General features: G+C 41.8%; 17 protein-coding genes. 5 read left to right on the forward strand and 12 right to left on the reverse strand.

Annotated features, from left to right (window positions below; translation table 11 throughout):
* Positions 1-74: 74 nt before the first annotated feature.
* Entirely contained in the window at positions 75-1,244 is a 1,170-nt protein-coding gene (locus VK664_RS00890; protein WP_461396705.1) for a c-type cytochrome, read from the reverse strand.
* Between the two features lie 398 nt (positions 1,245-1,642).
* On the opposite strand from VK664_RS00890, the gene VK664_RS00895 reads away from it, so the two are divergent.
* The 4 genes from VK664_RS00895 to VK664_RS00910 all read left to right on the forward strand — a co-directional run bounded on the left by VK664_RS00895 (position 1,643) and on the right by VK664_RS00910 (position 3,969).
* Entirely contained in the window at positions 1,643-1,930 is a 288-nt protein-coding gene (locus tag VK664_RS00895; protein WP_461396706.1) for a DUF6787 family protein, read from the forward strand.
* A gap of 28 nt (positions 1,931-1,958) precedes the next feature.
* Entirely contained in the window at positions 1,959-2,531 is a 573-nt protein-coding gene (gene purN, locus VK664_RS00900; RefSeq protein WP_461396707.1) for a phosphoribosylglycinamide formyltransferase, read from the forward strand.
* Between the two features lie 148 nt (positions 2,532-2,679).
* Positions 2,680-3,390, forward strand: coding sequence for a peptidase associated/transthyretin-like domain-containing protein (locus VK664_RS00905; RefSeq protein WP_461396708.1), 711 nt, complete (start codon positions 2,680-2,682; stop codon positions 3,388-3,390).
* 33 nt (positions 3,391-3,423) lie between these two features.
* Positions 3,424-3,969 carry a hypothetical protein gene (locus tag VK664_RS00910; RefSeq protein ID WP_461396709.1) on the forward strand — a complete coding sequence of 182 codons (546 nt, stop codon included), beginning with the start codon at positions 3,424-3,426 and terminating at the stop codon, positions 3,967-3,969.
* A 47-nt stretch (positions 3,970-4,016) separates the two neighbouring features.
* On the opposite strand, the gene VK664_RS00915 is transcribed toward VK664_RS00910, so the two are convergent.
* From VK664_RS00915 to VK664_RS00925, 3 genes are all read right to left on the reverse strand, one after another.
* Positions 4,017-4,445 carry a hypothetical protein gene (locus VK664_RS00915; protein WP_461396710.1) on the reverse strand — a complete coding sequence of 143 codons (429 nt, stop codon included), beginning with the start codon at positions 4,443-4,445 and terminating at the stop codon, positions 4,017-4,019.
* A 76-nt stretch (positions 4,446-4,521) separates the two neighbouring features.
* Complete coding sequence (locus VK664_RS00920; protein ID WP_461396711.1) at positions 4,522-4,938, reverse strand: hypothetical protein; 417 nt, start codon at positions 4,936-4,938, stop codon at positions 4,522-4,524.
* Between the two features lie 98 nt (positions 4,939-5,036).
* Positions 5,037-5,426, reverse strand: coding sequence for an RNA polymerase sigma factor (locus VK664_RS00925; RefSeq protein WP_461396712.1), 390 nt, complete (start codon positions 5,424-5,426; stop codon positions 5,037-5,039).
* A 145-nt stretch (positions 5,427-5,571) separates the two neighbouring features.
* Here VK664_RS00925 and VK664_RS00930 point away from each other — a divergent pair, with 145 nt between their 5' ends.
* Complete coding sequence (locus tag VK664_RS00930; RefSeq protein WP_461396713.1) at positions 5,572-7,155, forward strand: N-acyl-D-amino-acid deacylase family protein; 1,584 nt, start codon at positions 5,572-5,574, stop codon at positions 7,153-7,155.
* Positions 7,156-7,219: 64 nt separating this feature from the next.
* Here the strand turns inward: VK664_RS00930 and map are convergent, their stop codons facing one another.
* The 8 genes from map to VK664_RS00970 all read right to left on the reverse strand — a co-directional run.
* Complete coding sequence (gene map / locus VK664_RS00935) at positions 7,220-7,978, reverse strand: type I methionyl aminopeptidase (RefSeq protein WP_461396714.1); 759 nt, start codon at positions 7,976-7,978, stop codon at positions 7,220-7,222.
* Positions 7,979-7,987: 9 nt separating this feature from the next.
* Positions 7,988-8,431 (reverse strand): GNAT family N-acetyltransferase, encoded by a 444-nt coding sequence (locus VK664_RS00940; RefSeq protein WP_461396715.1) that lies wholly within the window; start codon positions 8,429-8,431, stop codon positions 7,988-7,990.
* A gap of 196 nt (positions 8,432-8,627) precedes the next feature.
* Entirely contained in the window at positions 8,628-9,014 is a 387-nt protein-coding gene (locus VK664_RS00945; RefSeq protein WP_458921925.1) for an RNA recognition motif domain-containing protein, read from the reverse strand.
* Between the two features lie 208 nt (positions 9,015-9,222).
* Positions 9,223-11,211, reverse strand: coding sequence for an alpha-ketoacid dehydrogenase subunit alpha/beta (locus tag VK664_RS00950; protein ID WP_461396716.1), 1,989 nt, complete (start codon positions 11,209-11,211; stop codon positions 9,223-9,225).
* Between the two features lie 2 nt (positions 11,212-11,213).
* Positions 11,214-11,570 (reverse strand): phage holin family protein, encoded by a 357-nt coding sequence (locus VK664_RS00955; protein ID WP_461396717.1) that lies wholly within the window; start codon positions 11,568-11,570, stop codon positions 11,214-11,216.
* Positions 11,571-11,612: 42 nt separating this feature from the next.
* Complete coding sequence (locus VK664_RS00960; RefSeq protein ID WP_461396718.1) at positions 11,613-12,899, reverse strand: M16 family metallopeptidase; 1,287 nt, start codon at positions 12,897-12,899, stop codon at positions 11,613-11,615.
* Between the two features lie 79 nt (positions 12,900-12,978).
* Complete coding sequence (locus tag VK664_RS00965) at positions 12,979-14,217, reverse strand: M16 family metallopeptidase (protein ID WP_461396719.1); 1,239 nt, start codon at positions 14,215-14,217, stop codon at positions 12,979-12,981.
* Between the two features lie 77 nt (positions 14,218-14,294).
* A partial coding sequence (locus tag VK664_RS00970) for a PDZ domain-containing protein (protein WP_461396720.1) occupies positions 14,295-14,648 on the reverse strand: 354 nt, incomplete at its 5' end.

Here is a 14,648-nt window from a genome sequence, read left to right on the forward strand (position 1 = left end):
TAATCAATAAGAAATATGTTCCCGACCTGTTTAAATCTTACATTAACAGGCTCAGGCATACACTTTCAGATATATTAGTAATGACATTTTTGACATTCCAGGCCGCCGATTTCATTAACGGTAACGCTGTCTCTTTGCTTCGACTTGATTTCGTTGTGGTACTTTTCATAAATGCTATAGAACTTGTTGCCTTTCTCACCAGTTGAATCAACAAAATTGACATTTGTTTCACGGTGACAGTTAACGCACCAGCCCATACTTAAATCTGATGCCTGGTACACCTCGTTCATAGCGGTGATTTCGCCGTGGCAGGTCTGACACTGCACCTGGCCTACTTTGGTATGTTGTGAGTGATTGAAATATACGTGATCAGGAAGTGTATGAATTTTAACCCAGGGAATTGGTTTGCCTTCTTTTACATATTTGCCCTGCTGGGGATCCCAGCCCGCGTAATCGTATAATTTCCGGATCTCGGCAGTTCCGTTAACCTCAGAACCATCTTCTTTGTAAATAGCCGGTCCGGAATATTCAGCAATGTTCATGTGACAGTTCATACAAACATTAACCGATGGAATAGTGGCCTGTTTGCCTTCGAAAGCAGGTCCATGGCAATAAAGACAACTGATCTGGTTTTGACCGGGGTGAACTTTGTGGGAGAAATATATTGGTTGTTCAGGCTGATACTTCTGATTGCGGCCCAGGCCTATCGCTCCTTTTACTACGAAGAAACCGCCAACTACAAATAAGATAAGTGTCAGGAGCGTGATATAAGTCTTATTCCTGTAAAAAGGAATCGGTTCGTGGGTTCTGAGCCCGTCTTTTTCATCTGCAAGTTTGCGGAGATTGCTGTTTACCTGCAACATGATCAGGGCAACAACAGCCAGGATCAGGGTAAGAACACCATATAGAATTGCATTATCGCTTTCACCATATTTACCCTCGCCTCCAGGGGTACTTGGGTCACCGGTGGGACCAGCCGGAGCCGGTTTTACACTCTGAATATAATCAGCAATTGCATCAATTTCTTTAGTAGTTAAAGATGGAAACGCAGTCATCACAATGCCAAACTGCGCTTTCAACCCCGAAGTGTAGGGGTCGTTCTGCATGAATTTGGCGGGATTATGAACCCAGTCGTACAATTTTGCGCGATCACTCCAGGGTCCCCGGGTTTCAAAGCCGGTAAGTGCCGGACCTGAACCTTTTTTCAACACCCCATGACAGGAAGCACAATTGATCGTGAACAATGTTTTACCGTCCTGAGCCGATAATTTATTACCGAATGAGAATGCCGTGATAATTAGTAAGGATAAAAATACTCTGTTAGCTTTTCGTCTCTGGCCAATCATATCAATTGAATATGATGAAATTATGTGGAAAAATTTCCTGGATTGGCTGCAAAAATAAGTCAGGATTTCAACATTATATCAACATGTTAAATATTTTTTTGACGCAGTCGTGACGCGGGTTTTGATAAAATGTAACCCACTTTTTTAATATGTCTGAGCTATTATGTCATGTTTTTGTCAATTCGTCTTTATCGGCCCTTCCGGTATAACTCTTAATAAAAAATCCGGTATACAAACAGGGCCAAAATTTTAATGTGTGTTCTTCCATTTTGAATGTTTTAAAATAGGTTTGCTGGATGTTCGACAGGCTTCAAAAAAAATGGGGAGTTTCGGGAATTCGCTTCGTACTGATCTTTTGTGTTTTTGCAATTGGCGGAAGTCTGACCGGTTTGCTGGCGAAAAAGCTCATGCCTTACCTGGATCCTGACCAACCAGTTGGCTATTGGATTATTTACCTGATTATTGTCACGCTTATCTGGCCATTCTGTATCCTCTTGGTAAGTTTACCTTTTGGTCAATTTCCATTTTTTTGGGAATATGAAAAGAAACTATTGAGATTTATCAAGGGAAAGAAGAGGAAATGAGTTGGGATTTTGCCTTTAGATTTGCGCGATGAAGAATATTGCCGTTTTTGCTTCGGGAACAGGAAGCAATGCAAAAAAGATTATTGAACATTTCAAAAACAGTCCTTTGGCCAGGGTATCCCTTATCGTTAGTAACAAACCGGGAGCCGGCGTTCTTGAAATAGCCAGGAATTATGAAGTCCCGACCTTAATAATTGACAAAGAACGGTTTTTCGATGGCGACGCCTATGTGCCGCAGCTTCTTGAAAAACAAATCGGTTTTATCGTGCTTGCCGGATTCTTATGGAAAATCCCCACAAAGCTTATAGCAGCCTACCCGGAAAAAATTATAAACATTCATCCCGCGTTGCTGCCAAAATATGGCGGCAAGGGAATGTATGGATCCAGGGTACATGAAGCTGTCATTACAGCAGGAGACGCAGAAAGCGGGATTAGTATTCATTTTGTAAATGAAGTTTACGATGACGGCCGGATAATTTTCCAGGTGTCATGCCCGGTTACGAAAGAGGATACACCCGAAACCCTGGCAGCAAGGGTGCATGCCCTTGAACATGCCCATTTTCCCCGCATCATTGAAAAACTATTATCAGAAAATAAATGAAGTCATCCCTAATCAACTGAAAAAAGAGTTAAAATAACCGCCATCCACTGTTTATCGGTATGGTTATATTAATATCACATCTTAAACCAAGCTTTTGTATTGCGGTAATTCTACCTTTCGGGTGCTTTTCGGTTGTTTATTATGTGTTGTGCTCAGCCTGGATCTGTGTGCACAACAATTAAGGGTTTCCGGAAGGGTCTATGATATTACGGGCCGTAATCCGTTGGAGGCAGTGACTGTTTTGAGCACTGCTGGTAGAGGAACTATTACTGATTCAGCCGGAAAATACAGTATCGCTGTAAATGATGATGACTCCATATGGTTTTCATATCTTAACAAACCAACCCCTAAATATGCTGTTAGCGCTATCGGAAACGCTTTGAATTTCGAAATTCTGCTTCATGTAAATGTTTCCGAGTTAAGGCCTGTGCAGGTGATGCCCCCCAGTTATAAAAGAGATTCTCTTCAAAACCGTGAAGACTATGCGAAGGCGTTCAACTTCCATAAACCCTCATTCGGTACTTCGATAAATCCCTCAACAGGGGGTGTTGGTTTGGATATAAATGAACTGATCAACATGTTCAACTTCAAAAAAAACCGAAGAATGCTTGCATTCCAGGATCGTTTGTTAAGAGAGGAGGAAGAACGCTATATATATCACAGGTTCAGCCGGTCGCTTGTAATCAGGCTCACCAACCTGAGGGGTCCGGATCTGGATACTTTTATGATAAAGTATAAACCTTCCGTTGAATTTGTTCAATTCAGTACCGATTACGAATTTCAATCTTACATAAAAACTTCATATCAACGTTTCCTTAGGATGAAGCGAATGATGAGCGATTTCAGGAAAGACACATAAATTAACAGGACTATTATTTAACAGGATTATTATATGGATCAACTTACATTGGGAATCGGCACCCGCTTACAACACACAAATTTTGGCCCGGGTGTAATTGTCGGTATCAAATATGCAGTTTATATCATTTCCTTTATCAATCATGGGATAAAGGAGATTGATAAGAATGATAATCGCCTGGATGAAATTATTCCGGAGAACGTAAGTTCAGAAATCGAAACCTCTGTTGAAACCGAAAAATCTTTATTGAAAATACTCCGGTTATGGGGAGACTTCAGCGAGGTAGTGCCACTAGGCGATCGTTGGATCGGTGGTACTATGCTGTTACAACCAAAGGATCAAACCCAAAAGCCAAAAGAAATACCGGTTGATGCTTTTTTCCATAAGATAGTAATGGTTCGTGATCGCATACGGGTCCTGGAACAACAGATCAACTCAAATAAAAAACTTACTGATGAAGACAAGGTAAATCTTCAACAATATATCACCCGGATTTATGGTTCCTTAACAACTTTTAATGTATTGTTTAAGAACAAAGAACAATGGTTTGTTGGTGAGAAGGGTGCAAAAGAGGATTGACAACTAAAAGAAAACGACAGTCGCGACGTAAATCCGGCCGTTTGTATTTATCTGCGCAATTGTAAGGTCTGAACATTTCCCCGATCGGTAGACTTCCATTCCTGTCTTTTCTGTTTGTTAACGGTAATGATCCATGACTTTGCAAAAATTGAATTCTTATCAAACAATGTAACGGTGTTTGCACTATTCTGCCAGCGGAATTCGCGCCCTTCTTTAAAATTTCTTATCCACGAAATACCAGTAATATTTTTGACTCCTTTGCCATTTTTATAGAATGACATGGTACCGGCATTGTCAACGGTCCCATCTTCTCCTTCAACATTTTGTTCTGTATATGCAGCCACATTCCATTCACCGGTAATGCGTCTTTTTAACTTTTGTTCTGCGCTACATGAAAACAGTAATAAAGTTGATATCAATATCGGTAACATTGATAATTTCTTTATCAATTTTGGCGGGGCTGATAAGTTCTTCATAATAATTGTCAGTTGAAATTACGGCTGCAATTATTATACCCGTGGCAAGCGGTGGGCGCGGTGGCAAGCCGTGGTTTTAAAACCGAAAGCTTCTTTGAATTGATTTAACAGGATACCTGTGATTTTTGACATTAGAAATGGTCATGTAGAATATTACAGCTACACAGATAACTGCAAGAACTGCCATAGTGATGAGAAAGCTTTTAAGAGCGAGCGAAACAGGCACAACCGCTACCGGTTTACCTTCAAGTTGATAGCCACTTTCGCTTCTTCCCCTGGCGCGGAGATTGTTCCAGATAGCATCCGCATCTGCCAAATTAAACCGGGAGATCCTGGCGTTCCTTTCGCTTTCATTGCTTAAGGTGGTGACCAGGGATTTATTTTCTTCAGTGATCGCAGTCCAGGCTTCCAGATCAGATTTACGGGACTCGGATAGTTTACCTTTAATAGAATCCGAAATTAAACGGGGGATAAGGTTTGTGTTTTCAGGCATATGATCGTTTGATTGAGTTATAGTGTTCCCAATCAAAGCAAGCCTGAAAATTTGTTATCCCAAAGGTGTTTTACACTTCCATTTACCGATTTTAATTCTTATACTCCTGTTTTTGACGCATGTTGCTGAATTACTTTTGCCTCTATGATCTTAAGATTAATCTTATCCTGAGCAATTTCTTTATTAAAAATATCTGACAAAACACGGTCGCGGTACAATTGGTTAAGATGACGGTGGCAATAATGTTGCGCATATTCATAGAGATCATCTTCAATCCGGGAAGCAGTAAATGCAACTTCAGGATCATCCGAAATATTTTTCCAACATTCAAGAAAAGCAGTGGCAACCGCATCTTCTGCCCTGGCCTTATTTTGCAGCTGTTCAAACGCAAAGTAGAACAGTGGCTTATAAAATTTTGAAAACGCGGTACTAATGGTCCCGGATGTAGATTCAAAGGATGCACGATCAATAAAAGGTCGAAAATTCATTTTCAATTTGGTTATGAGGTAAACATTGAAGCCTGGACAATTTACAATTTCATTTTTGAGAAACGAAATTTTAACCAAAGTCTGCGCATACTAATTGCAGTGCCGGTCATTGCTAATTGAGCTATTTTAGATAATTTCGGAATCAATGAAAATACTGCTAATCATTCTATTGTTACCCGTACTGGCTTTTGGACAGGATACTACTTTTGATCTTGTAGTAAAGAATGGAAAAATTATAGATGGGTCGGGGAACTCCTGGTATTATAGCGACGTTGCCATTAAGAACGGAAAGATCGTTCAGATTGCAAAAGATATTAAAGCCGGTAGCGCTAAAGTTATTGATGCCACCGGGCTTATAGTAGCACCAGGGTTCATCGATGTGCACACTCATATTGAAGGCGATGAGCTCAAAACACCGACCGCCGATAACTTCATCCTGGATGGTGTTACCTCCGTAGTAACCGGTAATTGTGGAGCTTCTAAAGTTGAAATTGCAAATTATCTCAGGTTTATTGACAGTCTGCGTTTGTCCATCAACGTTGCCACCTTATTAGGTCACAATGATGTAAGACGTGCTGTTATCGGGAATGCCAACCGTGCACCAACCGAAGCAGAGATGCAAAAGATGGAATCGCTGGTGCAGGATGGAATGCTGCAGGGAGCAGTGGGTCTAAGTACTGGTCTTATTTATATCCCGGGCACCTATTCCAAAACAGATGAAATCGTAAGGCTCGCGAAGATCGCCTCAAAATATAATGGATTATATGCATCTCATATGCGGAATGAGGGAGATAGTGTGCTGATCGCTATCAACGAAGCAATCACTATCGGCAGAGAAGCAAAAATACCTGTCGAAATATCCCACTTCAAACTGAGCGGCCAGCGTAACTGGGGACGTTCCAGTGAGTCGCTTCCAATGATTATTTCAGCAAGATCAGAAGGCCTTGATGTAACGATTGACCAGTACCCTTATACCGCCAGCAGTACTTCCATGAGCACCATGATACCCGATGAAATACTTGCAGATGGATCTGATTCTGTGAAAGCAAGGCTGCAAAGACCTGAAGTCAGAAAATATGTAGTAACACAGATGTTGAAAAACCTTAAGAAAAGAAAACTGAAACATTTCAGCTATGCTGTAGTGGCCTATCATAAAGCTGATACAACATTAAACGGTAAATCTGTGGAGGCAATCAACCTGATCAAAGGCAAAAAACATAAGGCTAAGTACGAAGCCGAAACGGTTATTGAAATGATGTTACAGGGTGGTGCAGGTATGGTTTTTCATGGTATGAGTGATGAAGATGTAGAAGCAATAATGAGATACCCGTTTAACATGTTTGCTTCCGACGCCAGCATCCGGGAATACGGCCAGGGAAAACCACATCCACGTGGTTATGGCACTAATTCCAGGGTGCTTTCAATGTATGTACGGGATAAAAAGGTGATTACCCTTGAAGAAGCAATCAGGAGAATGAGTTCACTTCCCGCACAGAAATTTGGCTTGAAAAACAGGGGACTTCTCCGCGAAGGTATGATGGCAGATATTGTTGTGTTTGATGAAAACAAGGTGGCAGATCAATCTACCTACGAAAACCCTCATCAATATTCAACCGGCTTTCGCTTTGTTATAGTTAATGGTCAGCTTGTTGTAAATAATGACAAGCACACCGGTGTTCGCAGCGGTATGGTACTCTATGGCCCTTCATATGGCAAACAGGCGTTTTAAACCCTGGTGTCATTAAACCGGACCGGGCGTTGGGGTGAACATTACATCAGGCTGCCAACTGGTTTTAAATCCCATTGCTTTTGGTGAGAACCAATGCGCCATCGTTAGTGATTACAAGCGTGTGTTCATGTTGCGCAACAAAACTCCCATCCCTGGTAACAAAGGTCCATCCGTCGCCGTTATCATAAGCATGTGAGGATCCTGTTGAGATAAAAGTTTCTATTGCGACCACAGAATTCACTCGGAACCTGTTAGTATTGAAGCGATCATAATAACATGGAATTTCTTTTGGTGCCTCATGAAGACTACGGCCTATACCGTGACCAACCAGGTTTTTTATCACTTTATATCCATGGCTGGCAGCTTCACCCTGGATCATTTTTCCCAGCTCAGCGATGCGCATACCTGGTTTTACTGTTGCTATTGCTTTGTAAAGGATTTTTTTTGAAGCTTCAACCAGGGGGTTATGGTTATTTATGTCTTCGCCCAATACAAAGGACCCGCCATTGTCTGACCAGAAGCCATCTAGTTCAGCGGAAACATCGACATTCACTAAATCTCCGTCTTTCAGGACTGTTGCAGTTGATGGTATTCCGTGTGCTATTTCGTTGTTGACACTGATACATGTCCAACCGGGAAATCCGTAAGTGAGTTTTGGAGCAGACTTAGCTCCAAATCTTTCAAGGATTGTTCTGCCATATTCATCAAGCTCTTTTGTAGTCATTCCGATCCGGGCATATTCCCGCATTTGTTTTAACGTGACCGCTACTGCTTCACTGATCGCTTTCATACCTGCCAGTTCAGTCTGTGATGATATTGACATAGATAGAATTTAAGACTTATGATTCATTCCCAGGTGAAGGATTGGATATGGTTTTCCCATCCCGTCCAATGGTGAACGTTTTACAAGAGAGAACCCTAACGCATAATAAAAACCGACAGCCTGGGTATTTTGTTCATTCACATCTACCGACCGGATGCCGAGTTGCTCCACTGCATATCGAACCAGGCATTTTCCTATACCAGTTCCTCTGAATGCAGGATGAATAAAAAGCAATTCGATTTTTTCAGGAGTGGTTCCAATAAACCCCATTATAACCCCGGAGCTGTTTCGAACGCATTTCAACCTTACGAGATCAAAGTATTTATTTAAAATTAAATCGCGAAAAAACATGATGTCTTTTTCGGTAAGGAAATCATGCGTAGCTCTGACAGAAGCTTCCCAAACATTGATCAGCTCATTATAGTCAGATCGCGATAGGTCACCAATCTTCAAGAGAGTTATGAATTATGAGTTATGAATTATGAAATACACAACAAGATTATCACCCAGATGCTTAAACGTTGTTATAACAATATGCGCAGGTATCGATTGTCTAAAATAAAAAACCTGAATATCTGTTTGACAGATACCGGCGATCCATAACCGATACCGTATTGTCAACACAAATATTCAGGCCGCTGTAATAATATCAGTAGCGATTGCGATCTCTATTATTATCCCTGTTGCCCGGGCGGTTGTTGAAACCACCACCTGGTGCACCACCACGATTACCTCCAGGAGCACCACCGCGATTGCCACCCGGAGCACCACCACGATTACCACCACCACCTGAGCTTCTCTCTTCTGCCTGTTTTACAACAAGTGGTTTTTTACCAAGAGAAATATCGTTTAGGTTTTCAATTGCATCTTTTGCTTCTGCTTCGTTAGGCATCTCTACAAAGGCAAATCCCCTGCTCTTTCCGGTTTCTTTGTCCATCGCAACTTTAGCTGAGGTAACAGCGCCGAATTTCTCAAAGATTTCCATCAGTTCTGCATCATCAAGATCATAAGGCAGCCCCGCTACAAAAAGGTTCATATATCTGTATTTTTTGTAAAAATACACAACTTATGTTGGTATTTGATTGCATCCGCCTTATGTATTTTGCCAGGGAGGTCGAATTATTTTTTCTATTTGCACCAGCGCGTACAATTCCGAGAACATTTACCATAAACAACGCGTTTATTTTCGACAAAAACGCTAATAAAATTTAAAGTTTAACCGTTGTTTGTTAGCCTTTTAGTATTCAATAATCAAGCAATCTATCAACATACTCAGAAAGGCGGCTTTTTGCCAGGAAGTTGTTTTCAAGTTCTATACTGAAAGGAACCGGAGTATCGAGCGAGGCACATCTTAATACCGGGGCATCGAGCAAATTGAAACAATGTTCCCCAATCCAGGCAGCTATTTCCCCTCCGAGCCCACCTGTAAGAGTGTCTTCGTGTAACACAATTACTTTACCTGTTCTTGCTACAGATGAACTGATTGCACTGTAATCAAGCGGAAGTAAAGTGCGCAGATCAAGTATGTCAAATGAAATATGTTGATTCTCCAATGCATATTCTGTGGCCCATTGTACACCTGCACCATATGTGATTATCGATATATCATCGCCTTCTTCAACAAGTCTTGCCTTACCAATCTCAACCTCATAGAAAGTTGATGGTACCTGCCCATGTGCACTTCGGTAAAGAGCTTTGTGTTCAAAATACATCACCGGGTTAGGGTCGTTGATAGCCGCAATAAGCAAACCTTTCGCGTCATAAGGTGTTGAAGGGTATACAATTTTTAATCCGGGTGTATGAACAAACCAGGCTTCATTTGTCTGGCTGTGAAACGGACCAGCTCCCACACCACCGCCACATGGCATCCTGATCACTACATCTGCATTTTGCCCCCATCGGTAATGAATTTTTGCAAGATTGTTTATAATCTGGTTAAAGCCAACGCTAACAAAATCCGCAAACTGCATTTCAACAACACTTTTAATGCCCGACAAACTTAAACCAAGCGCGGTACCAATAATAGCACTTTCACATAAAGGTGTATTCCGGATACGGGTCTTTCCGTATTTCTCAACGAAGCCTTCAGTAATTTTAAACACACCTCCATATTCTGCTATATCCTGTCCCATTATAACCAACTGTTCATGTTTATCAAGGCTCTGGCTCAATCCTTCGCTTATTGCATCAATGAATCGGAGGTCACGGTGTTCAACAACCGAAAACTCAGGTTCTTTAACAGGTTTTTGTTTAAGTGGGGCATAAATATCACCAAGCTCCACTGATGAGTCTGCTCTCAACTTTGGTGATTCGAAACCTGATCTGACTTCTTCTTCTATGTGTTCTTTTATCTGCGTTCTGATAGTTTCTATTTCTCCGGCTGTTAACACACCGGAACTTTCCAGGTATTCTTCAAACCTGGCAACGGGATCCTTCATTTGCCAGATCTCGAACAGGTGTTCAGGTACGTACTTTACCCCGCTCGCCTCTTCATGGCCGCGCATGCGGAATGTGGCGCATTCTATGAGGAATGGCTTTTGATTTTTTATACAGTAATTTCTTACTCCCTTTATAGTATCATAAACGGTAAGCAGGTTGTTGCCGTCGATTTTCACCGCATCCATGCCATAACCTTTTGCCTTCTCAGTAAGGCTGCCACAGCGGTACTGCTCGGCAGCAGGGGTACTAAGCGCATAGCCATTGTTTTCTATAATGAATATCACAGGTAATTCCCATACAGCGGCTATATTCAGTGCCTCGTGAAAGTCACCTTCACTTGTCCCCCCTTCACCTGTGAAGGCAACCGAAACCTTGTTTTCCTGGCGAAGTTTATGTGCAAGCGCTACACCATCTGCAATCGCAAGCTGTGGGCCAAGATGTGAGATCATACCACAGATATGGTGCTCCGCTGACCCGAAATGAAAACTACGTTCGCGGCCCTTGCTATAACCATCATGGCTGCCCTGCCATTGCCTGATGAGCTTATTCAGTGGCATTCCCCTTGTTGTAAATATGCCGAGGTTACGGTGAAGGGGCATCACCCACTCGTCGTTCTCAAGCGCGAGGGCGGCGCCAACAGAGATCGCTTCCTGGCCAATACCGCTGAACCATTTGCTAATCCGTCCCTGCCGTAGTAACAAAAGCATTTTCTCTTCAATCAGCCGCGGAAGCAATAATGTTTTATAAAACTTTTTCAGTTCATCATCAGAGAGATTCTTCCGGTCGAATTGCATATCTAAGAATTATGAGATTTTTCTTTTTTCTCTTCGCGGTACATCAACGAAGTCACCAGCGAAAGTAGCAAACTGAAAAGGAGTGCCCACCAGAAACCATCAACTTTGAATCCGGTGATCAGTCGCTCAGCAAAAAGTATGATGAGCGCATTGATTACAAAAAGAAAGAGCCCGAGTGTAAGAAGGGTTATCGGCAAGGTCAGTATAATGAGGATAGGTTTGATTATGGCATTCAGAATTGCCAGCACGATGGCTACCAGGATGGCGGTCCAGAAAGTATCGATCGATATCCCGTCCAGGATATACGACAAGCCGAACGCAACAATAGAAGTCACGATGATGCGCATGATGAACTTCATGAAATAGATTTTATGCTTTACAAGTTACATATAAACCGACTATCAGATCACTACCAATTCGTAAAAGTCGGTTGGCTGAAGATATTTATTGGCAAGTGCTTTCAATTCTTCCGCGGAAACCGTTTTTATGATATTGATGCTCTTGTAAAAATATTCCGGTGAAAGATTGTTCAGGATCATGCTTTTCCAGCGCGCCGCAACATGAAAGGGACCATCCAGGTCTCCCAGTATGCTACCGATCATACTATTCCTGGTCATCAGGAGCTCTTCTTCATCTATTTCTTCAACGCGCAGGATAAACATTTCTTTATAAACCTCATCTATAGTCGCTTCGGCAACATCACGTCCGGCTTCTGTACTTATCATCAGCCCGCTATTATGGATGAAGTTCAACAGGTAGCTATGAATGCCATATGTATATCCTTTATCTTCCCTGATATTGGTCATTAACCTTGATCCGAAGAAGCCTCCAAAGAGGTTATTTAAAACGTTCATTTTTTGAAAATCAGGATGATGGCGGGTTGGAAATGGACGCATAATCCTGATTGCAGCCTGAACCCCATCCGGATCATTTGTGATCCGGTATTTCTTTTCTGCAGCAGGTTCCAGGGCATGCTCAACTTTTGAATGCTCAGCACGGTGTGATTTTAATGGCAACTTACCAAAAGAAAATTCCAGTTGTTCTATAATATCAGGGGGAAGTTTACCCGAAACAAAAATTACGCAGCGCCCCTGTTTATAGTATTGTTCATAGAACTCAACAATCTGTTCGCGGTTTAGTGCTTCATAGTCAGAAGGCATACTGTACTTGCCATAAGGATGGTTTTCCCCAAACATGTAAGCATCTATCAGACGGCCGGCGACGAATTCAGATTTTTTTAAGCCGACAGTCAGTTTCTGGATGGAATTCCTCTTAAATGTCGCCAGTTCTTCTTCTGAAAATACTGAATCCATGATCAGTTCACCAACTACAGGTAATAGTTCGTGAACATGTTTAGTGAGACAGTGCAATACCAATTCGGAGGTTTCGCTGTAACACGATCTATTAAGATAAGAGCCATAATATTCGAAATGTTCATTGATCTGAAAAGCGGACCTCCTGGATGTACCATTCTTCAACAGGTGATTAGCGGCAGTGGCAATCAGTTTTTTCGGCTCAAACCAGTTCCCGGCGAAAAATACCCAGTTAATCATCATTGCCTCTTCGCTACCCATGTTTATCGCATATACTTCCACACCGTTCGATAAGACATGTTTTTCGCTCATCGGCAGGCGGATATCAAAATCAATAGCATCTTTTATTAATGGCGCTTCCGTTCTGTTCAGCATATTGTTTTATTAAAAGAAAGTCAGCAGCCCGTTCAACGCAGGCTGATTTTTTTGATGGATTAATTTTTATTTTAAAATTCTAATTAGTGCGACGGTAATACAAGGTATTCGAATTCTTCTCATCGAAGATCTGACGGCTGTATTCAAGAATGTCTTCCATAGTTACCGCAGCATATTTTTCCCGGTCAGTATTGAAAAGGGAAGCATCACCGAGCAGTTCGTAAAATGCAAGACTGTTTGCCCTTGCCATTACACTCATATCTTCAAAAGTAATGGCCGACTCTGTTTTGTTTTTCACCTTGGTGAGCTCTTTCTCTGTAATTCCGTCACGTTTCAAAACATCAAGTATTTCATCAACGGCTATCTCAGCATCTTCCAATGTTACTCCCTTTACCAATTTGCCTTCGATGGTCAGCAGACCGCGATCAACTGTTCCCTGGTGATAACATTCTATATTAGAAAACAGCTTTTTCTCCTTAACAAGCGACTGGTAGAGACGGGAAGATCCGCCACCGCCAAGGATCTCGGAAATGAGATCAGCAACATAATACCCATGGGCCAGTCTCCCATCCATGTGCCAGCATTTGTAAAGCGCATCAAGTGGCACATCAGCCTTAACTTCCGTTCTTCTGGCCATTTTTTGAATTGGTTCCTCCGGAATATTGCGGACATATTTTTCACCGGGTGGTATATCACCAAACCATTTTTCAGCCATGGCTTTTACTTCTTCGCCTTTTACATTTCCTGCAACAACAATAATGGCATTCATGGGATTATAGTGTTTTGCAAAAAAGTTTTTCACGTCGGGCAGGCTGGCATCTTCGATATGGCTCAGCTGTTTACCAATAGTCATCCACTTATATGGATGTTTTTCATAAGCCATCTCCCTCATTTTGAACCACACATCACCATAAGGTTTATTGATATAATGTTCCTTAAACTCTTCTGAAACCACTTTACGTTGAACATCCAGGCTTTTCTCATTAAAAGCAAGTGATAACATGCGATCGCTTTCGAGCCAGAATGCTGTCTCCAGGTTCTCTGAAGGTATCTGGATGTAATAATTGGTGACATCATTGCTGGTATAGGCATTGTTTTCGCCACCGGCCATCTGCAGTGGAGTTTCAAAGTCGTCGATGTTGACACTTCCCCCAAACATCAGGTGTTCAAACAAGTGAGCAAATCCAGTTTTTAATGGATCTTCATCTTTTGAACCTACATCATACATTACATTTAAAATTGCCATCGGTGTGGAATGGTCCTCATGCACCAGTACTCTCAACCCATTTCCCAGGGTAAACTTTTCAAATTGTATCATAGAATCTCCTAATTACTCGGACAGCAAAATAACAATACTTTGATGGATAAGTTGACGGGGAAATCAAGATTTCCGGGTTACATAATACTCTTAACTTTTAAAGTGAGTATGAGAGGCACACCCTCCCGCATTATCAGGATCTTCACTTTTTGACCCGGAGTCTGAAGCAGGGCCTTATAAGCCTGTATGTTACGCGTGAAATTGTTGCTCACGGCCATAATCACATCACCCGGTTTGAGACCGGCAGCTTCTGAAGGCGAATTGGGCATTACATCTACCACCACTATTTCCCCTTCTATCATATATATCCCGAGACCGGTATAAGAATAATCAAATGGATCTTTGAAGTGCGAATTAGGAATCAGGTAGAGATCCCTTCGGTCATAATTTAAAATAAGATTAAACCGCCTTAAAAGATCGTTGCCTATGAG

Source organism: Flavitalea sp., assembly GCF_035489435.1.
Classification (GTDB): Bacteria; Bacteroidota; Bacteroidia; order Chitinophagales; family Chitinophagaceae; genus DATHKG01.